Annotated in this window: 13 protein-coding genes; 5 read left to right on the forward strand and 8 right to left on the reverse strand. The window is 67.4% G+C overall.

Features of this window, described 5'->3' with window-relative positions; translation table 11 throughout:
- Positions 1–118 precede the first annotated feature (118 nt).
- From ACQRAG_RS07355 to ggt, 3 genes are all read left to right on the forward strand, one after another.
- Complete coding sequence (locus ACQRAG_RS07355) at positions 119–3,469, forward strand: DEAD/DEAH box helicase (protein ID WP_427803784.1); 3,351 nt, start codon at positions 119–121, stop codon at positions 3,467–3,469.
- 2 nt (positions 3,470–3,471) lie between these two features.
- Positions 3,472–4,767, forward strand: coding sequence for an amidohydrolase (locus ACQRAG_RS07360; protein WP_427803815.1), 1,296 nt, complete (start codon positions 3,472–3,474; stop codon positions 4,765–4,767).
- 407 nt (positions 4,768–5,174) lie between these two features.
- On the forward strand, positions 5,175–6,932 hold the full coding sequence (gene ggt / locus ACQRAG_RS07365) for a gamma-glutamyltransferase (RefSeq protein WP_427803783.1): 1,758 nt from the start codon (positions 5,175–5,177) through the stop codon (positions 6,930–6,932).
- A 251-nt stretch (positions 6,933–7,183) separates the two neighbouring features.
- Here the strand turns inward: ggt and panB are convergent, their stop codons facing one another.
- From panB to ACQRAG_RS07385, 4 genes are all read right to left on the reverse strand, one after another.
- Entirely contained in the window at positions 7,184–8,005 is an 822-nt protein-coding gene (gene panB / locus ACQRAG_RS07370) for a 3-methyl-2-oxobutanoate hydroxymethyltransferase (protein WP_304048352.1), read from the reverse strand.
- A 125-nt stretch (positions 8,006–8,130) separates the two neighbouring features.
- Complete coding sequence (gene purN / locus ACQRAG_RS07375; RefSeq protein WP_427803782.1) at positions 8,131–8,805, reverse strand: phosphoribosylglycinamide formyltransferase; 675 nt, start codon at positions 8,803–8,805, stop codon at positions 8,131–8,133.
- A 3-nt stretch (positions 8,806–8,808) separates the two neighbouring features.
- Positions 8,809–10,326, reverse strand: coding sequence for a uroporphyrinogen-III C-methyltransferase (cobA, locus tag ACQRAG_RS07380; RefSeq protein WP_303740517.1), 1,518 nt, complete (start codon positions 10,324–10,326; stop codon positions 8,809–8,811).
- The gene (locus ACQRAG_RS07385; protein ID WP_040369722.1) at positions 10,327–11,826 is read right to left on the reverse strand and encodes a leucyl aminopeptidase; all 1,500 of its coding nucleotides are present in this window, start codon (positions 11,824–11,826) and stop codon (positions 10,327–10,329) included.
- Positions 11,827–12,016: 190 nt separating this feature from the next.
- On the opposite strand from ACQRAG_RS07385, the gene hemW reads away from it, so the two are divergent.
- Positions 12,017–13,183, forward strand: a complete 1,167-nt coding sequence (hemW, locus tag ACQRAG_RS07390; protein WP_427803781.1) for a radical SAM family heme chaperone HemW — start codon at positions 12,017–12,019, stop codon at positions 13,181–13,183.
- A 408-nt stretch (positions 13,184–13,591) separates the two neighbouring features.
- Here the strand turns inward: hemW and asnS are convergent, their stop codons facing one another.
- Entirely contained in the window at positions 13,592–14,956 is a 1,365-nt protein-coding gene (asnS, locus tag ACQRAG_RS07395) for an asparagine--tRNA ligase (RefSeq protein ID WP_204625669.1), read from the reverse strand.
- Positions 14,957–15,210: 254 nt separating this feature from the next.
- On the opposite strand from asnS, the gene ACQRAG_RS07400 reads away from it, so the two are divergent.
- The gene (locus tag ACQRAG_RS07400) at positions 15,211–15,681 is read left to right on the forward strand and encodes a hypothetical protein (RefSeq protein WP_239465015.1); all 471 of its coding nucleotides are present in this window, start codon (positions 15,211–15,213) and stop codon (positions 15,679–15,681) included.
- Between the two features lie 313 nt (positions 15,682–15,994).
- Here the strand turns inward: ACQRAG_RS07400 and ACQRAG_RS07405 are convergent, their stop codons facing one another.
- The 3 genes from ACQRAG_RS07405 to ACQRAG_RS07415 form a co-directional block, all read right to left on the reverse strand.
- Positions 15,995–16,888, reverse strand: a complete 894-nt coding sequence (locus ACQRAG_RS07405) for a DNA polymerase III subunit delta' (protein WP_303740515.1) — start codon at positions 16,886–16,888, stop codon at positions 15,995–15,997.
- A gap of 261 nt (positions 16,889–17,149) precedes the next feature.
- A complete protein-coding gene (locus ACQRAG_RS07410) occupies positions 17,150–18,427 on the reverse strand; it encodes an adenylosuccinate synthase (RefSeq protein WP_168934774.1) in 1,278 nt (425 codons plus the stop codon).
- A gap of 295 nt (positions 18,428–18,722) precedes the next feature.
- Positions 18,723–21,263, reverse strand: coding sequence for a YidC/Oxa1 family membrane protein insertase (locus ACQRAG_RS07415; RefSeq protein WP_168934775.1), 2,541 nt, complete (start codon positions 21,261–21,263; stop codon positions 18,723–18,725).
- Between the last annotated feature and the right edge of the window lie 16 nt (positions 21,264–21,279).

Consider the following 21,279-nt stretch of genomic DNA (forward strand, 5'->3'; position numbering starts at 1 on the left):
TTGTCCGGAGCACCGGCAGCCTTTCCCCGGCTGTGCATGCGCCGGAGCCTCCATGCCCGGCCTTGTTTGACGGCAGGCTGTACGGCGGCCGGGGCCATGATCGTCAGGGAGGCCCGTCATGGGCGTCGCTGAATATGTCCGGGCCCTGCTGGCCTCGGACAAGCTGGGGCCGCAGGTACGGCATCACCGCTGCGAGCCCGCACGGGCGGCCGTCTATGCGGAAAGCCGCCTGCCCTGGCCCGCGGCCATCCGGCGCACGCTGGAGGAGCGCGGCCTGAGCGGCCTTTACAGCCATCAGGCCCTGGCCACGGACCATATCCGCGCCGGGCATTCCGTGGTGGTGGCCACGCCCACGGCCAGCGGCAAGAGCCTCATCTACAATCTGCCGGTGCTGGAGCGCCATCTGCGCGACAGCGAGGCCCGCGCCCTCTATCTTTTCCCGCTCAAGGCCCTGGCCCAGGACCAGCTGGCCGGGCTGCAGCGCCTGGTCTCCGGCTGGCCCGAGGAGGCCCGGCCCACGGCCGCCCTCTATGACGGCGACACCAGCGACCATTTCCGGCGCAAGATCCGCCGCGACCCGCCCACGGTGCTCATCAGCAATCCCGAGATGCTGCACCTGGCCCTGCTGCCGCACCATGAGCAGTGGGCCCCCTTCCTGGCCGGGCTGTCCCATATCGTGGTGGACGAGGCCCACACCTACCGCGGCGTGTTCGGGGCGCACATGGCGGGCGTGTTCCGCCGCCTCAACCGGCTGGCCGCCCATTACGGCGCTACGCCGTCCTATGTTTTTTGCACGGCCACGGTGGGCAATCCCGGCGAGCTGGCCGCGTCGCTCTCCGGCCTCGACCTGCTGCCCGGCCGCCAGTCGCCCGTGGTGGTGGACCAGTCCGGCGCGCCGCAGGGCGCACGGCATTACGTCTTCCTCGATCCCGACCAGAGCCCGGCCACGGCGGCCATCGATCTGTTGCGGGCCGCGCTGGCACGCAAGCTGCGCACCATCGTCTACTGCCGTTCCCGCCGCATGACCGAGCTGGTCAGCCTGTGGGCCGGGAGCCTTTCCGGGCCGTGGGCGGACCGCATCTCCGCCTATCGTGCGGGATTCCTGCCCGAGGAACGCCGCCAGATCGAGGCCCGCATGGCCTCGGGCGAGCTGCTGGCCGTGGTCAGCACCAGCGCCCTGGAGCTGGGCATCGACATCGGCGGGCTGGATGTCTGCATTTTGGTGGGCTATCCGGGCACCATCATGTCCACCCTGCAGCGGGGCGGGCGCGTGGGCCGGGCGCAGCAGGAGTCGGCCGTGGTGCTGGTGGCGGGCGAGGACGCGCTGGACCAGTATTTCATGAGCCATCCCGAAGACTTTTTCAGCCGTCCGGCGGAAAAGGCCGTGGTCAACCCCTGGAACGAGGTCATCCTGGCCCGGCATCTGGAGTGCGCGGCCGCCGAGCTGCCCCTGTCCGCCCGCGATCCCTGGCTGGTCCCGGCCCCGGCGCAGGAGGCCCTGCGCGATCTGGCGGCCCAGGGGCTCCTGCTGCTCTCCGCCGACGGCAGCCAGTGGCTGGCCGCCCGCAAGCGGCCGCAGCGGCTGGTGGACTTGCGCGGGGCGGGCCGGAGCTTCGTCATCGAGGACAGCGAGGGCACGGTCATCGGTTCCGTGGACGGCTTCCGGGCCTGGCGCGAGACCCATGTGGGCGCGGTCTACCTGCACCGGGGCCGCAGCTATGTCATCGAGGAGATGGACCCGGCAGCGGGCCGGGTGCGGGCCCGTCAGGCCAAAGTGGACTGGTTCACGCGGGTGCGCGGCCACAAGAGCACGGACATCCTTGAGGAGCTGGAGCGCCGTCCCCTGGGGCGCGGCGTGGTCTGCCGGGGACGTCTGCGCATCATCGACACCATCACCGGCTACGAGAAGCGCAGCACGCGCGACAACCGCCTGCTGACCATCGTGCCGCTGGAAGCGCCACCGCAGATCTTTGAGACCGAGGGCCTGTGGTACGTCATCCCCGAGAGCTGCCGCCAGCGTCTGGAAGAGGATTTCGTGCACTTCATGGGCTCCATCCATGCCTGCGAACATACGGCCATCGGCATGCTGCCCCTGCTGGTCATGGCCGACCGTAACGACTTCGGCGGCATCTCCATCCCGCTCCATCCCCAGACCGGCCTGGCCTGCGTCTTCATCTACGACGGCCTGCCCGGCGGCGCGGGCCTGACGCGTCAGGCGTTCGGCCATGCCCGCGAGCTGCTGGAGGTCTGTGCGGCGGTCATCGAGGCCTGCCCCTGCGAGGACGGCTGTCCTTCCTGCGTGCATTCGCCCAAGTGCGGCTCGGGCAACCGGCCCATCAGCAAGGCCGGGGCCCTGCGCCTGATCCGCGATCTGCTGGCGCCTGGTACGGATGCCGAGGGCGAGGCCCTGTGCGCCGACCTGCGCATCAGCCCGCCGCCGGAACTGCTGCCTCCCCGGCCTGTGGACGAGCCCGCGGCCCCGGTGCCGCCGCCCGTGCCGGACATGGCGGCCATCATGGCGGCCTGGGCCGGACAGGCCCCCACCACGGCCCCGGCGGGAGCTGCGGGACAGGCCGGGCCGGGTGCCCGGACAAGCGCCGCTGGAGCCGGAGGAGCCGGGACGGTGGCTTCGGAAGGCGTTCTTTCGCAGGAGGAGCGTATCGAGGGCCGCGGAGGAGAGGTCTTTGTGGCCGGTACGAGCCCGCAGACCAGCGCATCCGCCGCAGCCGGGAAGCCTTCCGGCAAACAGGTGGCCCTTCCGCCCCCGTCATCCCCGGTGGCAGGACGGAAGACCGGCGGGGCCACGGCGGCAACAGCCACCCCGTCGATTATGCAAAAGCCGGGGCTCATGGCTCCCGCCGTAGCTGTCGGTGATGTGGGCAACGTCCGTGTCCGTCCCGAGCCCGGTGTGGGCGCGGTGGGCAGGCCGCCGGAACATTATCTGGTCTTCGACGTGGAGACCCGGCGCAGCGCCGCCGAGGTGGGCGGCTGGAACAGGGCCGACCGCATGGGCGTGAGCATCGCCGTGGCCTATGACAGCCGGGCCGACGATTTCTTCACCTATACGCAGGAGGCCCTGCCGGAGCTCTTTGCCCGCATGCGGGCCGCGCAGCTGGTGGTGGGCTTCAACTCCTTCCGCTTCGATTACGCGGTGCTCTCGGCCTTCGCGCCCTTCGAGCTGCGGGCCCTGCCGGGCCTTGACCTCTTGCGCCGGGTGCAGGACAGTCTCAAGTACCGCGTGTCCCTGGACAATCTGGGGCAGGCGACCCTGGACGAGCCCAAGAGCGCCGACGGCCTGCAGGCCCTGCGCTGGTGGCAGGAAGGGCGGCTGGACGACATCGCCGCCTACTGCCGCAAGGACGTGGACCTGACGCGGCGGCTCTACCTTTTCGGGCTGGAACACGGCTGGTTGCTTTTCACCAACAAGGCCGGGCAGCGTGTGCGCGTGCCCGTGGATTTCAGGCAGTGACGATGGAGACGGCGGAAAAGATCATCCAATGGCGGCGGGAGCTGCACCGGCACCCGGAAGAAGGTTGGACGGAATTCTGGACCACGGGCTTCGTGGCCCGGCAGCTGGCGGACATGGGCCTTGCCCCGCGTGTGGGGCAGGAGGTCATCGACCCTGCCGCACGCATGGGCCTGCCCGCGCCCGAGGTCGAAGCCCGGGCCCGGCAGCGGGCGCTGGCGGAAGGGCTGGAGCCATACTGGCTGGAGCGCATGGGCCGGACCACGGGCCTGGTGGCCGATGTGGGCCCGGCGGACGCGCCGCTGGCGCTGGTGCTGCGCTGCGACATGGACGCCCTGCCGCTTATGGAAGCGCAGGAGGCTTCCCACCGGCCCGTGCGCGAGGGCTTCGTCTCCCGGCATGAAGGCCTGTGCCATGCCTGTGCCCATGACGGCCATATGGCTCTGGGCCTGGGGCTGGCGGCCCTGCTGACGGCTCCGGGCGCGGCCCCCCTGCGGCGGCGTGTGCGTCTGCTGTTCCAGCCTGCCGAGGAAGGCGTGCGCGGTGCGGCGTCCATGGTCTCCCATGTGGCGGGGGCGCGGCATTTCCTGGCCGTGCATATCGGTCTGGGAGCCCCGCACAGCGGCGATCTGGTCACCGGCGTGGGCGCTTTTCTGGCTACCAGCAAATTCGATGTCCGCTTCACGGGCCGGGCGGCCCATGCGGGCGCTGCCCCCGAACAGGGACGGGATGCCCTCAAGGGCGCGGCGTCGGCCCTGCTGGGCCTGCACGCCCTGCCGCGTCATGGCCACGGCACCAGCCGCATCTGTGTGGGACGTCTGGAAGGCGGCAGCAGCCGCAATACCGTGCCTGCCTCGGCCTTCATGGCCTGCGAGACGCGCGGCAACAACAGCGAGGTCAACGACGACATGCTGCGGCGTGCTCGGGACGTCATCGCGGGCGCGGCCGCCATGCACGGGCTGGAATGGCAGCTCGATGTGGTGGGTGGTGCGCCTTCGGCGGCGAGCGATGCGGCCTTCGCAGATCTGCTGGCCCGCTGTGCCCGGGAACTGCCGCCCGATGCCCGGGGCGGGGGCTGCTTCCCGCTGCCCCGGATCCGCGAGCAGGGCGATATGGGCGCCAGCGATGACGCCACGACCCTGATGCGGGCCGTGCAGGCAGAGGGCGGGCTGGCGGCCTATGCCTTCCTGGGGGCCGATCTGGCGGCCGGGCACCATCAGCCGGGCTTCGATTTCGACGAAGCCGTGCTCTGGCCCGGTGTGCGCTGGCTGGAAAAGATCTGCCGGGAGCTGGCCGGCTAGGACGTGGCCGTCCATACGGAAGGCCGCCTCTGGCGGGCTTGCGGGAAAAGCGACCGTTCGGAAGATGCCGTCGCGGCGACGTGAAAAGGCCCCGCAGGCCTGCGGGATCGGGGGATGCCGCCACGTGGCGCGCAGCTGCCCTGATTTTTCTACATTTGGGAATATTTTTTATAATTACCTGTATGCGCAGGATAATTTTTTGATGGAGCCCCTGCCCTCATCGGCAGGGCCTGTGGAAAAATGCTGTTTTCCACATTCGGGTCGAAAAATAACAGCCCCTGCTGCTGTCTGTTCTGTCAATAGCTTGAGATAACAGGAAAAATCTTTACGGCATGCCTTCTGCATCATGTCCGGCATCCCGGACGCCGCCATCCGGCAAAGGCGTCGGGCAGAGCAGGAGATGCACGATGGAAAGACGAAGGTTCCTGTATTCGGCACTGGCCGCAGCCTCGCTGGCGGCCATCCCGGCCGCGCGGAGCAGCGCCGCCGCCACTACGACAGCACGCAGGGAAGGGAGCGCGCCCATGACACCTTCCCAGAGACAGAACCCCATGAGCTGCAACGGCATGGTCACGTCGCCGCACTATCTGGCCAGCCAGGCCGGGCTGGACATCCTGCGGCGCGGCGGCACGGCCATCGATGCGGCTGTGGCCACGGCCGCCACCCTGGCCGTGGTCTATCCGCAGATGTGCACGCTGGGCGGCGACAATTTCTGGCTCATCCATGATGCCCGCACGGGCAAGATGAAGGGCCTCAATGCCAGCGGCCGCGCCGGGGAAAAGGCCAGCATCGACTTTTACCGCAGCCGGGGGCTGAGCAAGGTGCCGGCGCGCGGCTATCTGGCCGCCAATACCGTACCGGGCGTGGTCTCGGGCTGGGACGAGGCCTGGAAGTACAGCCGGTCGGCCCTGGGCTCGCAGCTTTCCTTCGCCTCCCTGCTGGACACGGCGCGCGAGCTGGCGGAGCGGGGCTTCCCGGTCAGCACGTCACTGGCGTACTGGAGCGGGGTGGACACCGACCCCACGGATCAGGAATTCCGCGATCTGCAGCGCTATCCGGGCTTTGCGGCCACCTATCTCAGGGATGGCAAGCCCTACGGGCTGGGCGAGGTCATGCGCCTGCCCGAGCTGGCGGCCACGCTGGCCCTGCTGGCGGACAAGGGCGCGGACGAGTTCTACAAGGGCTCCATCGCCGCGGCCATAGCGGCGGATCTGGAAGAGAACGGCGGCCTGCTCACCGTGCGGGACTTTGCCCGGCATACGGCCGACTGGGTGGAGCCCATCTCCGTGCCGTACCGCGACTGCCGGGCCTGGAACCTGCCGCCCAACACCCAGGGCATGGCCTCGCTGGAGATCCTGAACATCCTCAACAACTTCGACCTGTCGCAGATACGGGAAGGCAGCGCGGACTATTACCACCTCATCATCGAGGCCACCAAGGAGGCCTTCCTCGACCGCGATACCTACCTTTCCGACCCGGCCTTCGTGGACATCCCGCTGGAACGCCTGCTCTCGGACGGGCACGGCAAGCGGCAGGCCGCCCGCATCCGCATGGACAGGGCCGCCACCAGCCTTGCGCCGCTGGACCCCAAGGGCGACACCATCTGGCTGGGCGTGGTGGACGGGCAGGGCAATGCCGTCTCCCTGATCCAGAGCATCTACCATGACTTCGGCTCCGGCATCGTGCCCCGGGGCACGGGCGTGCTGCTCCAGAACCGGGGCAGCTTCTTCTCCCTCGACCCTGCGCACGTCAACCGCCTTGAGCCCGGCAAGCGTACCTTCCACACCCTGAACCCGGCCATGCTGACCAGGAACGGCAAGCCTTTCCTCGTTTACGGCACCATGGGCGGCGAGGGCCAGCCCCAGACGCAGGCCGCCATCGCCACCCGCGTGCTGGATTACGGCATGACCCCGCAGGAAGCCATCGACGCGCCCCGCTGGCTGTACGGCCGCACCTGGGGCAAGTCCAGCAACGACCTCAAGCTGGAGGGCCGCATCTCCGCTGACGTGGCCGACGAGCTGGCCCGGCGCGGGCACCCCGTGCGCCGGGTGGAGGACTATACCGATACCATGGGCCATGCGGGCGCCATCCGCATCGATCCGCAGACAGGCGTGCTGCAGGGCGGTACGGACCCGCGCGGCGACGGCCTGGCCTGCGGCTATTAGGCGGACGGCAGCTCCCGTTCCCGTGGAGCCGCTGCCGGTATGACGGCCGCATCTGGCCGCCCGGGTTCCCGGACTGGACGCAGCACCCCCTCGGGAAGCGCTGTGAGGTAGAAAGGTCTCAACGAAACAAACATAAAAAGCCCCGGCAATGCCGGGGCTTTCGTCTTTTTTAGCCGGTCCCGTGGGAAAGGGGGCCCTTCCCCCGGCAGCCGTTACGCATCGGCCTATGGGCAGTCCGCAGTGATGGCGGTTCAATACAGTTTTTCCAGATCCTTCTCATCCATGCCGTAGGTATGTTCCGTCGCCGGGAAGGTCCCTGCGCGCACCTCGTCGGCATAGGTCTGGAAAGCCTGGCGCATGGCCGCGCCCAGCTCGGCATAATGTTTGACGAATTTGGGCGAGAGACCGTCTACCATGCCCAGCATGTCCTGCCAGACCAGCACCTGGCCGTCGCAGTCCGGGCCCGCGCCGATACCGATGGTGGGCACGCTGACGCTGCGGCTGACCAGCGCGGCCAGCGGTGCGGGCACGCATTCCAGCACGATGGCGAAGACCCCCGCCTGTTCCAGTGCCCGGGCATCGTCCAGCAGGGTCTGTGCGGCTTCACGGCCCCGGCCCTGGACCTTGTAGCCGCCCATGCTGTGCAGGGATTGCGGCGTGAGGCCCAGATGCCCCATGACCGGGATGGACGCCCGCACGATGGCTTCCACCTGCGGGCAGAAATGGCGGCCGCCTTCCAGCTTCACGGCCTGGGCCCGGCCTTCCTGCACCAGGCGTCCGGCATTGGCGCAGGCCTGCTGCGGCGACAGGTGGTAGGACATGAAGGGCATGTCGCAGACCAGCAGGGGCTTGGTCAGGCCCCGGGACACGGCGGCGCAGTGATGGATCATCTGCTCCATGGTCACGCTCAGGGTATCGGGCTGCCCCAGCATGACCATGCCCAGGGAATCCCCCACCAGCACGGCATCCACATGATCGTCCATGAGCCGGGCGACGGTGGCGTCATAGGCCGTGAGCATGGCCAGTTTGCGTTGCCCCTTGGCCTGGCGGAAGGTGACGGCGGTCTGTTTCATGGCAGTGCTCCCTTGCTGCGGGCGGGGCATGACCGCCCGGGAAAAACGGGCCGTGGCCCGGGTAGGAAAAGAAAAGGCGGGGAAAGGACGCATGTCCTTCCCCCGCCCTGATATGGACAGGATGGCTAGAAGCCTTCTTCCAGCGGCGGCCAGACCAGCCAGGGGCCGTCGGGCGTCACGGTCTTGCGGTCGGCCGGGGCCAGGAAGACCTGGCGGCCTTCCACGCGCAGGCGGCCTTCGGCCAGCCATTGCAGGGCCTGCGGGTAGATGCGGTGCTCCAGCGGATGGATGCGGTTCATGAGGTCGTCCAGTTCCTCGCCGGCATTGGCAGGCACGGCGGCCTGGATGATGACCGGGCCGCTGTCCACCAGCTCTTCCACGAAGTGCACGGTGCAGCCCGTGATCTTCACGCCGTAGGCCTGGGCATCGGGACCGCCGTGGGCGCCCGGGAAGCTGGGCAGGATGGCGGGGTGGATGTTGATGACCCGGCCGGGGAAGGCCTGGAGGAAGGTGCTGGTCAGCAGGCGCATATAGCCCGCCAGCACCACATATTCCGCGCCGGACGCCTTGATGGCGGCCACCATATCGCGGTCGAAGCTCTCGCGGTCGGCAAAGGCCTTGTGGTCGATGCAGACATGCGGGATGCCGGCCTTTTCGGCGCGTTCGAAGACCTTGGCGCCGGGACGGTTGCCCGCGATGAGGCGGATGTCGATGTCCAGCACGCCCTGGGCGGCCTTGTCGATCATGGACTGGGCGTTGGTACCGCTGCCGGAAGCTAGGATGGCGATTTTCAGGGCCATGGTTTACCTCTGCGGGCTGTAGTGGGCTTTCAGGGCCTCCACCAGTGCGGGGATGGTGTAGGCCTCGGGCTGGATGTGGCAGGGCAGGCCGTTGTCGGCCAGGGTCTTGGCCGTGACCGGGCCGATGGCGGCCAGCTTCACTTCAGGATGGGCGCGCAGCTCGTCCGCCGGGATCAGGGAGAGGAAGTTCTCCACCGTGGAGGAAGAGCCGAAGGTCACGCAGTCCAGGGTGCCGTTCTGCATGGCGGCCAGCACTTCGTCCTTGCGGGCGGCGGCGGGCACGGTCTCGTAGGCGGCGATGACGTCCACCTGCGCCCCGGCCTTGCGCAGCTCGTCGGGCAGCACCTCGCGGGCCTTGGCGGCGCGGGGCAGGAGCATCTTGACGCCGGCCACGGGGCCCATGGCCAGCAGGCCTTCCACCACGCCCTCGGCCACATAGCGGGCCGGGATGAAGTCGGGCTCGATGCCGCGCTCGCGCAGGGCGTCGGCCGTGGCGGGGCCGATGGCCGCCACCTTGCACTGGCCGATGGCGCGGCTGTCACGGCCGCAGGCGGCCAGGCGCTTCCAGAAGTGGCGCACGCCGTTGACCGAGGTGAAGATGATCCAGCCGTATTCGGCCAGACGGGCCACGGCGGCGTCCAGCTCGCTGTAGTCGGCCAGGGGGCTGATCTCGATGGTGGGGCACTGGATGACGTTGGCGCCCAGTTCGGTCAGGCTTTGGGCCAGGCCGCTGGCCTGTTCGCGGGCGCGGGTGACCACGATGCTGCGGCCGTACAGCGGGCGCTGTTCGAACCAGCCCAGCTGGTCGTGCAGGGAGCAGACCTTGCCCACCACGATGACCGAGGGATTGCTGAATTTGTTGTCCACGGCGGCCTGGGGCAGGGTGGAGATGGTGGCCACCAGGCTGCGCTGGTAGGGCGTGGTGCCGCGGTAGACCAGAGCGGCCGGGGTATCGGGATCCATGCCCGCGTCCAGCAGATGCCGGGCGATGTCGGGCAGGTTCTTCATGCCCATGACGAAGACCAGGGTGGAGGCGCTGGCGGCCAGGGCCTTCCAGTTGTGCACGGAACCGGGCTTGTCCGGGTTCTCGTGGCCGGTGATGATGGTCACCGACGAGGCGAAGTTGCGGTGGGTCAGCGGGATGCCCGCATAGGCCGGGGCCGCGATGGTGCTGCTGATGCCGGGCACTTCCTCAAAGGGCACGCCGGCGGCCAGCAGTTCTTCGGCTTCTTCGCCGCCGCGGCCGAAGATGTAGGGGTCGCCGCCCTTGAGGCGGGCCACCACCTTGCCTTCCTTGGCCTTGCGCACCAGCAGGGCGTTGATCTCGTGCTGGGGCAGGGCATGGTTGCCCGCCACCTTGCCCACGTAGATGCGCTCCGCATCGGGGCGGGCATGGCCCAGCAGCGAGTCGTTGGCCAGTGCGTCATAGACCACCACGTCCGCGCAGGCCAGCGCGTCACGGCCCTTCAGGGTCAGCAGCCCGGCATCGCCGGGACCGGCTCCGATAAGATAGACCTTCATTTATACGCCTCCACGCGCCAGTTCCAGCAAGGTGCGGGCGCCGAAGCCCGTGGAACCCACGGGGCAGAGCGCCGTCTTCTTGGTTGCCCAGTCCACGCCGGCGATGTCCAGATGCGCCCAGCGCACGCCCTCACGCACGAAATGCTTGAGGAAGAGCGCCGCGTGGATGGCCCCGCCTTCGCGCGGGCCCATGTGGCAGATGTCCGCCACCTCGCTCTTGAGGTTGTCTTCGTAGCCCTTCCACAGGGGCAGGGGCCAGTAATTCTCACCGCCCACGGCACCGGCGGCACGGATGTGCTCGGCCAGGGCGTCGTCATCGCAGAACAGGCCCGCCACCTGCGTGCCCAGGGCCACGGCGCAGGCGCCGGTCAGGGTGGCGATGTCCACAACGGCCGCGGGCGTCCACTGCTTCTGGGCGTAATCCAGGGCGTCGCACAGGGCCAGACGGCCTTCGGCGTCGGTGTTCTGGATCTCCACGGTATCGCCGGAAGCGGCGCGCACCACGTCGCCGGGGCGCATGGCATTGCCGCCGGGCATGTTCTCGGCGCAGGCCATGATGCCCACCACGCGGCGGGGCAGCTCGTCCCCGGCGCAGGCCACCAGCGTGGCCAGCACGGCGGCGGCCCCGCTCATGTCGCCCTTCATGGCGTGCATGTTGGCAGCGGGCTTGAGGCAGATGCCGCCGGTATCGAAGGTGATGCCCTTGCCCACCAGCACCAGGGGCTTTTCCTGCTCATGGCCCTCGGGAGCATGCTCCAGCACGATGAGGCGCGGCGGACGGGCAGAGCCCTGGCCCACGGCCAGCAGGCAGTTCATGCCGGCTTCGGCCAGATCCTTCTCGTCCAGCACGGTGCACTTGAGACCGGCATCGGCGGCCAGCTTCTGCGCTTCTTCGGCCAGCAGGGCGGGAGAGAGCAGGTTGGACGGCGTGTTGTCCAAACGGCGGGCCAGGCACACGGCCTCGGCCGCGCGTTCGCCGCGGCGGGCGGCCTGCTGGCCGCCGTCGGGCACGAAATCGCCCTCAAAGGCCACGGCCAGCCACTGGGGAGCCGCGGGGGCGTCCTTGGCGGGCTTTTTGAGATCGTATTTGTACAGGGCCAGGCAGGCGGCGTAGACGCTTTCTTCCACCAGGCGCTCACGGCCGCCGGGCAGGGTGGCCAGCTGGGGTTCCAGCAGCAGGATGGATTCCAGGCCCAGTTCGTGGGCACGCTGCACACCGGTGGCCACGGCCGTGCGGATGTCGTCCGTGGTCAGGTCTTCACGGGCGCCCAGGCCGATGGCCAGCACGCGCGGCACGCGCAGTTCGGGATGGCCGTGCAGCAGGGCCTGCTGGCCCTTCTTGCCCTGGAAGTCGCGCATGGCGGGCGCGATGGCCAGCCAGGGAGCCAGATTGTCCAGCGCGGGGCAGGCTTCCAGCATGTTCTCGCCCTGGCAGACAGGCACTATGAGAATCTCGGCCTTCCACTGGTCGGGGCCGAGGCATTGAAAACGGATGTCCATAAATTTCTCCGAAGCATCGAGATGAACGGGCGTCCCGCAGCGCGGGACGGCGACGGCGGGTTGCCATCGCGAGGAGCAGAATATACGCTGTGCCGTCGTTTTTGCCAAGCCGCGAGGCGCTTTGCCGTCCCGGGGCCCTTTCCTCTCCGGCCTGTGCCGTCATCCCTGCCCATCCGCATCCCCTTTCGTCATGCTCGTCTACATTCACGTCCCGTTCTGCCGCTCCCGCTGCCGCTACTGCGCCTTCCACTCCCTGCCGCTGGGCCCTGCCTCGCCCGACAGTTCGCCCCGGGTGGCGGCCTACCGGGACAGCCTGCTGCGCGAGCTGGATCTTTGGACCGCGCGTCTGGGCAGGCGGCCGGTGGAGAGCGTCTTTTTCGGCGGCGGGACGCCCAGCCTGCTGCCGCCCGACTTCCAGGCCGCCGTGCTGGAGCGCATCGACCGGCATTTCCATCTGGCGGCCGGGGCCGAGATCAGCATGGAGGCCAATCCCGAATCCCTGCTGGCCCGCCGGGCCGTGGACGGCTATCTGGCCGCGGGCATCAACCGCATCTCCATGGGCGTGCAGAGCATGGACGACAGTTTCCTTTCCCTGCTGGGGCGGCCGCACCGGCGTACCGACGTGCTGCGGGCCGTGGAGCATCTGCGGGCCGCGGGCTGCCGCAATCTGGGGCTGGACCTCATGTGGGGCCTGCCGGGACAGGATGCGGCCCACTGGCTGGCCACGCTGGAAGATGCCCTTGCCCTGGAGCCGGAGCATGTCTCGGCCTATGGCCTGACGCTGGAAGAAGGCACGCCGCTGGAGCGCGACTGGAGCGCCGGGCGTCTTTCCCTGCCCGAAGATGACGAGCAGGAACGCATGTATCTGGAAGGCATCCGCCTGCTGGCCGCACACGGCCTGGAACAGTACGAGATCTCCAACTACGCCCGCCCCGGCTTTTTCAGCCGCCATAATATGGGCTACTGGACGGGTGCCGACTATCTGGGCCTGGGCCCGGCGGCCACGTCCACCCTGGAGGGCCGCCGCTGGACCGATACGCCCGATCAGGCGCGCTGGCAGGCCGACATCGACGCCGGACGTCCCGACCATGATGCCGAGGCCATCACGCCGCGCATCCGGCTGGAGGAGCGGCTCATGCTTTCCCTGCGCACCTGCGCGGGCTTCGGGCTGGCGGAATACACGTCCCTCAGCGACCGGGATTTCATGGCCGACCACGGCGACTGGTGCCGCGAGCTGGTCGCCGCCGGGCTGGCCCGTCTGGACGGGGACAGGCTGGCGCTCACACCGCAGGGCCTGCTGGTCTCCAATGCCGTGGTGGCCGATCTGTTCGAGCGTCTGGACGAGCTGGGGATGTAAAGAGATCTGTTGGGCGGGCGAGGGGAGAGGGACACCCTTTTGGAAAAGGGTGCTCCCTCTCCCCTCGTGCTCCCCTCTCCCTTCCCAAAACCTTTGCTCCGGTCTCTGGACGATGCCGGGAGCGCCCCGGGCAGCCGTTGGCGTTGGTCTCCCGAAAGGACTGCGGCAGGTGGAGGGGGGCGGGATATTTCTAAAATACGCTGCAGATAGCGTCGAAGGCAGACATCGTCCCGATAAAAACGGCCGGCATCCTTTGCAGGATGCCGGCCGTTTTTAGGTGTTGCGATGCTGTGGACCCGGGCGCCATCAGGATGGCGGGGGACACGTCCCTCCCGGCGAAAGTGCGCTGGAGAGAGGGAGTTTGAGGGGGCTCCCCTCAAACCATGCCTGCCGCCGCAGGGGCCTTGCCTAGAATTCCAGGCTGCCGGGAGTGCGGGGGAAGGGGATGACGTCGCGGATATTGGTGATGCCGGTGAGCATCATCAGCAGGCGTTCGAAGCCCATGCCGAAACCGGCGTGGGGCACGCTGCCGAAGCGGCGCAGATCCAGATACCACCAGTAGTCCTCGGGCTTCTGGCCCATCTCGGCGATGCGGGCCAGCAGCTTGTCCAGGCGCTCTTCACGCTGGGAACCGCCGATGAGCTCGCCGATGCGGGGCACCAGCACGTCCATGGCCGCCACGGTCTCGCCGTCGTCATTGCCGCGCATGTAGAAGGCTTTGATCTCCTTGGGATAGTCATAGACGATGACGGGACGGCGGAAGTGTTCTTCGGCCAGGAAGCGCTCGTGCTCGGTCTGCAGGTCCACGCCGAAGGCCACGGGGAAGGTGAACTCCTTGCCGCTGTCTTCCAGGATGTGGATGGCTTCCCGGTAGGACACGCGGGCAAAGGGCTGGGCCAGCATGCCCTTCAGGCGGTCGATGAGGCCCTTGTCCACGAAGTTGTCGAAGAGCTTGAGGTCGCTCTCGCAGCGGGTCAGGGCATGGTCCACCACATGGCGGGTCAGGCCTTCGCCCAGCTCCATGATGTCTTCCAGTTCGGCAAAGGCCATCTCGGGCTCGATCATCCAGAACTCGGCGGCGTGGCGCGGGGTGTTGGAGTTCTCGGCGCGGAAGGTGGGGCCGAAGGTGTAGACGCGGCCCAGGCCCAGGGCTAGGGCTTCGGCTTCCAGCTGGCCGGACACGGTCAGGTTGGCCTGACGGCCGAAGAAGTCCTTGGAAAGATCCTTTTCACCGGCGGGCAGGGCGGTCACGCGGAACATCTCGCCCGCGCCCTCGCAGTCGGAACCGGTGAGGATGGGCGTATGCACCCAGGAAAAGTGCTGGCTGTGGAAGTAGTCATGCACGGCGCGCGCCGCTTCGGAGCGGATGCGGAAGGCCGCGCCGTACTTGTTGGTGCGCATGCGCAGGTGGGCGATGCCGCGCAGGAACTCGTCGGAGTGGCGCTTCTTCTGCAGGGGGAAGGATTCGGGATCGGCCAGGCCGAACACGCGGATGCTCTCGGCACGCACTTCCCACTTCTGTCCCTTGCCGGGGGAGGCCACCAGCTCGCCGGTGACGGCCACGGAAGCGCCGGTGTTGGCATCGCCCAGGCCTTCGTGGGCGGCGGTGCCCGCATCCACGATGCACTGCATGTTGGTCAGGCAGGAACCGTCGTTGATCTCCACGAAGCTGAAGTCCTTGGCATCGCGGCGGGTGCGGATCCAGCCGCAGACGGTGATCTGGCGCTGCGGGGCCTCGGAGGCCAGGGCATTGACGATAAGGGTGCGTTGCATGACGACTCCTTGTGTCGCAAAAAGGTAGAATGTGTATGGATAAGGCTCTTGCCGTATGTTCGGGACAGGGGACGCGGTCCTGTGAGCGGAACGCACCCCAACACGTTACTATAACGGCAAAGACGGCGCCCTTCAAGGCCGGGAGCCGGGGCGGTGCCGGGGGATGGCGCTTGGTTTTTGGGCAGGAACGTGCTTAGATGGAGGGATGGGACTGCCCTCCATCCCCGGCAGTCATGAAACAAGGAGACTCGGACATGAAAAAGATCGCCACGCTGGCCCTGTGCGTCCTGATGCTGGCCCTGACGGCCCCCGTGATCCAGGCGGCCACCCCCCAGGCCGGAGCGCCCAAGGCCGACAAGCCCGCCAAAGTCGATGCCCGCAGCACGCCCGTCTGGGTGGAGCTGGAAGGGACGGACAGCATCGGTGCCCGCCTGGGCATGCGCCTCAAGGAAGCCTTCAACGGCAGCAACCTCTTCAGCCTCACGGACAAGGACATGCCCAAGATGCGCCTGCTGGTGAGCACGCAGTCCGAATTCCCCGGCCGTCCGGGCGTGGGCTCCGTATACTCCATCTGCTGGACCTTCACCCAGGGCGAAGGCTACCTGGGCTATCTGCTGGCCCGCGAAGTGGGCACCCTGACCTATGAGGAGATCGACGCCCTGGTCAACCGGCTGGTGGAGCGCACCGACGGTCTCTCGGTCAAGTACAGCAACCTCTGGAAGTAGTTTTTTCTGGGAAAAGGTCGCTCTGCGCTGTTGGAAAAGCCGCTGTCCCCTTGTGGGACGGCGGCTTTTTGCATGGCAGGACATGCACGCGGGAAGATGTGTTGGCGAGGGGGAAGGAGGCCCTTTTGGCTGGCGCGACAAAAGGGCCTCCTTCCCCCTCGTGCTCCCCCTTCCTCTCCAAAACGCGCTCATGGCGTCCAGTGCTCCGCACAGGACGCGGATATCCGTCATGACGGGCGGCCGGATGAGCTGCAAGCAGCCGTGCCGTCATGGGGCAGGCCGGGACAGACGCAGGGAGCGGAGGGGGAAAAGGTCAGTTCCCCATGCGGGTGACGTGCAGGCGGGCGGCCAGGGCCTCCAGCACGCGGGCGGGCGTGACGTTGAAGCCCAGGGCCTCCTGCGCCTCGTTGAACCAGAAGCAGCACTGGACGCGCTTCTCGCGGGGCAGCAGGGCCAGGGCCGTGTCCAGGGGGCAGAGGGCGTCGTCATTGCCGGACATGACCCGGCTCATGGATTTCTGGCAGGCCAGCAGTATCTGCCCGGCCAGACGGGCGTCCAGGGCGTTGCGGGCGCCGGTGCGCTCGAACAGGCCGCGACCGCTGGTGATGAACAGGGCCAGGGCCTCTTCCCAGGGCTGGAGGGCCGGATCACGGGAGAGGCTGTCGGGCCAGGGCAGGGTCAGGCAGAGGGAGCGCGAGACCAGCGTGGGCAGGAGCTGTTCGCGCTGGGCGGCCAGCAGGACGAAGCAGGAGGAGGGCGAGGGTTCTTCCAGCGCCTTGAGCAGGGCATTGGCCGCATTGCTGCGGTTCTGTTCCACGCCCATGAGCAGCACCACGCGGCGGCCCTGACCGTGGGGAGCGTCGCGCAGCTTTTGCTTGAGCTCGCGGATGTTGTCCATGTTCAGGGCGCGGATGGGGCCGGGATGGGCCTCGTCGTCGGCATTGCTGATGCGGCCGTCGTAGGCCAGCACGTCCAGATGCTCACCGGCATCGATCTGCATGCAGGTGGGGCAGATGAGGCAGGGCCCGCCCTCGCCGCCCGGCTGCTGGCAGTTGACGCAGGCGGCCCAGTAACGGGCCGTGGCCAGGCGCTGGGGCTCGGTGCCGCCTTCCAGCAGCAGGACCTGCGGCGGGTTGGCGGCCAGGCGGTGGAGCACCTCGCGGATGCGGTCGAAGTCCGGCGTGCTGATGTCCTGGAAAAGCGGCATGGCATCCCTCGCGGTGCGGGAGCGTGACGGTCACGCACATGGCAGGGCTGCCCTGATGCGCCTCAGGCTCCACCAAAGATGGTTGGAAGGAAAAGGACCGGCCGGACAGGGCGGCATACGCCGCCGGCCGTCATGGTCCAAGCTCCCCCTGATAAAAGTTTTTGGAAAAGAGAGGGGGGAGCGCGAGGGGGGAGAGGGAGAACCTTTTTTCAAAAAGGTTTCCCTCTCCCCCCTCGCAGGATCTATCTCAAGCGCGAACGCTTAACGGACGATGGTCTGGGCGCGGTCGGCACCCACGGAGATGAAGGAGACGCGCACGCCGGTGAGCTCTTCGATGCGGGCGATGTAGGCGCGCACGTTGTCGGGCAGCTGCTCGACGCTGGTGCACTGGCTGATGTCGTCCTCGAAGCCGGGCATTTCTTCATAGATGGGCTTCACGCGGCCCAGGGCGCCTTCTTCCTGCGGGGGGTATTCCAGACGCTGGCCGTCCAGTTCGTAAGCCACGCAGATCTGCAGGGCGGGCAGGTTCTGGAGCACGTCCAGCTTGGTCAGGGCGATGTCGGTAAGGCCGCACAGGCGCACGGTCTCGCGCAGGATGACCACGTCCAGCCAGCCGCAGCGGCGCGGACGGCCGGTGGTGGCGCCGAACTCATGACCGTTGGTCTGGATGTAGCGGCCGGTGTCGTCTTCCAGCTCGGTGGGGAAGGGGCCGGAGCCCACGCGGGTGGTGTAGGCCTTGACGATGCCCACCACGCGCTCCAGGGCGGAGGGGCCCACACCGCTGCCGGCGGCGGCGGAGCTGGCCACGGTGCTGGAGGAGGTCACGAAGGGATAGGTGCCGTGGTCGATGTCCAGGTGGATGCCCTGGGCGCCTTCGAACAGGATGTCCTGACCGGCGGCCTGGGCCTTCTGGATCTCGGAGGAGGCGTCCTTCAGATAGGGCGTGATGCGCGGGGCGATGGCCAGCAGCTCTTCGCAGACCTGGTTCTCGTCCAGGGTGTCGTACTTGTAGAGCTCGCGCAGCAGGACGTTCTTTTCCAGCAGGGCGTGATGCACTTTTTCGCGCACCAGCTGCGGGTTGGTGAGGTCACCGGCACGCAGGCCCACGCGGGAAGCCTTGTCCTCATAGCAGGGGCCGATGCCGCGGCCGGTGGTGCCGATCTTCTTGCCGGCACGCTTGGCTTCGCGGGCATTGTCCAGGCTCTTGTGGTAGGGCATGATCAGGTGGGTCTTTTTGCTGATGCCCAGACGGCTGGGGGACACGTCGATGCCCTTGGCCGCCAGTTCGTCCACTTCCTTGAGGAAGACGAAGGGGTCCAGCACCACACCGTTGCCGATCAGGCAGTTTTTGCCCTCGTGCAGGATGCCCGAGGGGATCAGGTGCAGGATGGTCTCCTTGCCCTGGACCTTGATGGTGTGGCCGGCGTTGTTGCCGCCCTGGAAACGCACGATCAGCCCGCTCTGCGCGCTGAGCATGTCCACAATCTTTCCCTTGCCCTCGTCGCCCCACTGGGCGCCGATAATGACCGTATTTGCCATATATCCACCTGCACTGCCCGCATGGCGCGGGCCAAGGCTGAAGTTTTGTCGTCCACACGCGAAAACCCCGTAGCCTGACGACTAAGGGGAACAACGTTGGCCGCAATGCCTTAGTTTTTTCTAGCCGCTAACAGCGGACAAGTCAAATGCCGGGGCCGCCGGGGGAGAAAAATGGGTAAAATTTTATGAGATCCGTGTCCCGGCAGGGCCGGGGCCGCGAAAAAAGGGGGGAAGGGACATCCCTGCCGGGATGCTCCTTCCCCCCTTTCATGACGCTGCCGGAGCAGCGGGACCGTTATTGGTAGGCGCCTTCACGCGTGCACTTGGAGGCATCGAACAGGGTACCTTCCATGCGGTACTGTTCGAAGATGTAGGCGTTCTCCTTGTGTTCGCTCCAGCGCGCGCCGCCGCGGGCATGGGTGAGGATGCGCGGCTTGGGCAGGGCGGCCGGGTCACGCATCTCGAACTCGTCGGAGGTGCCGACGCCCTGCAGGGCCAGGGTGGGCACGTCGGCGCTGGACATGAAGGCATCGCTGATGCGCAGCTCGCCGCGCTGATGGGGTTCCTTGACCATCAGGAGGGCGTGGGGACGGCCGGGAGCGTAGGGCGCGGTCTGGAAGACGGTGCCGTCGGGGAATTCCTTGCCGTCGTTGTAGGTACGCTCCACCATGGGGCTGTCGCTCTCGCCGTGGTCGGAGACCAGGATGATGCGCGTGTTGTCGTAGATGCCGGCTTCCTTGAGCTGGTCGAAGAAGATCATCAGGTAGCGCAGCAGGTGGCGTTCGGCGTAGTAGTGTTCGGGCAGCAGGCCGTCGACGAAGAAGAGCTGGCCCTCGGTGGCCGGATAGGGGTCGGCCACGATCTCGGGCTGGCCGTCCTTGAGGTCGGGGGCGTAGTGCCACATGTAGTGGGACAGCATGGTGTAGAAGACCTTGGCCGTGCTGCGCGGGGCATCGGTGGTGATGCCCGAGGTGAAGGCGAAGCGGAAGAAGGCGTCGCCCGCGCGGCAGGCGTCCATGCTGGCCACCAGGATGCCGTCGCCGGCGTCATGCCAGTTGCCGTCGTCGTAGATCTTCTGCTTGATGATGTTGGGCGAGGCCTGGAACAGGCCCAGCATGGCGAAGAAGCTGCTGAAGTCCCGCAGGCTGGTGCCCTGGTGGTACTTGAGCTGGAAGTCGTCCTTGACCTGGGGCACGGTGGTGACGTTCTCCACCTTGCCGAGGTGACGCTCATAGAAGTCCTGGTTGAAGAACTCCAGGCCGTTGAGCATGCAGACGTCGTAGCCGTGGGCCGCGAAGTTGCGGGGCATCACGGCAAAGGCGCTGTTGATATTCTCTTCCAGGGTCACGTCGCGGCGGGCGTTGACGGCCGCCGGGCTGTAGGCGTGGCCGCCGTAGATGCTGGGCAGGCTCATGACCGTGGCGTCGGCCATGGAGATGGTGTCGGGGTACCAGACGAAGCCGTCCATGCCCTTGCGGAAGCCGTTGGTGAACCAGGGGTCGTCCAGCATCCGTTCGATATGGCCGCCGGTGAACATGTCCATGACGATGACGATGACGTTTTCGCCGTCCTTGGAATAGGACTGCATGTCAGCCACATAGGCGGGCGGGGTGAAGCTGGTCTTGGCCTGTTCGGGCTCTTCGGCGGTCAGGGCGTTCCAGGCCGTGAGGGCCACCAGGGAGAACACGGCGATGGAGAGCACGCGCGGCAGCTGCAGGCGCACCTTGGGGAAGGCGAACAGCAGGGCCGTCAGGCCCAGGGCCACCAGCACGGGCAGCAGGCCGTCCTTGAAGGTGCTCATGGGGCCGGTGAGGGCGGCCTCACGCAGGAAGCGGATGCCGTCCAGGGCGCCGAAGTGGCCGGGCAGCACGAAAAGGTTCACGAAGGCGAGGCTCAGGGCCCAGAAGGCCACGAAGGCCGGGATGGTCTTGGCCTTGGCCGGGAACCAGAGCCAGAGCACGAAGACCACGAAGAAGGTCAGCGAAAGGTAGCGCACCATGCCCAGCAGCACGTCCAGGGGACCGGCGGCGAAGAAGTTGGGGTCGCTGGCGTAGGACTGGAAGGGCACGTACAGGAAGATCAGGATGGCCAGACCGGCGCAGGACAGGCTGTAGACCGAGCGCATGGTGGCGGCCATGACGGTGTTCATGCCGCCCTGGGCAAAGCCGGGCTTGCGGAAACGGGGCAGGCGGATGGGCAGGCGCAGGTTCTGGAGCAGGAAGAAGACGTTGTTCATGGTCCAGAAGATGAGCAGGGCCGAGGCCGCGTTGTACAGCAGCGCCAGGAAGAAGAAGGCGATGATGATGGCCTGCAGGGTGTCCTTGCGCGTCAGGCCCGGGGTGGTCAGCGTGGCGATGATGTTGACCACGGTCATGACGATGGGCAGGGCGTTGACGCCCCAGAGCAGGCCGTCGGGCTGCGAAAGGTCGGGGATCATCAGGCAGGGCTGGCCCTGCAGCTGGGTGAGCCCCAGGATCATGTAGTACGCGCCGGTCAGGAAGGGGATCTGCAGGGCCACGCCGAAGGCCGAACGGACGGCCAGCAGCGGATGGTAGGCGTAGCGCTTGTAGAGGTTGTTGATGCGGCGCTGGCGCTCGGCCCCCTTGGATTCCTTGCGGATGCGGGCCAGCTGCGGGGCCATGATCATCTGGAGTTTCTTTTCCCGGGCCTGGGTGCCCACGGCCAGACGTCCCAGGGGGATGAAGGCCACGGCGCTGATGCAGGACAGGACGAGGATGCTCAGGCCGTAGTTGTGGGTGAACTGGAGGCTGCCGAGATAGATGGCCCGGTAGATGATCTCGATGGGCAGGATGAATATTTCATACAGAAGCGACATGGCGTTTCCTTGAAAG

This window comes from Desulfovibrio sp. SGI.230 (assembly GCF_050313065.1).
In the GTDB taxonomy this organism is placed as follows: Bacteria; Desulfobacterota; Desulfovibrionia; order Desulfovibrionales; family Desulfovibrionaceae; genus Desulfovibrio.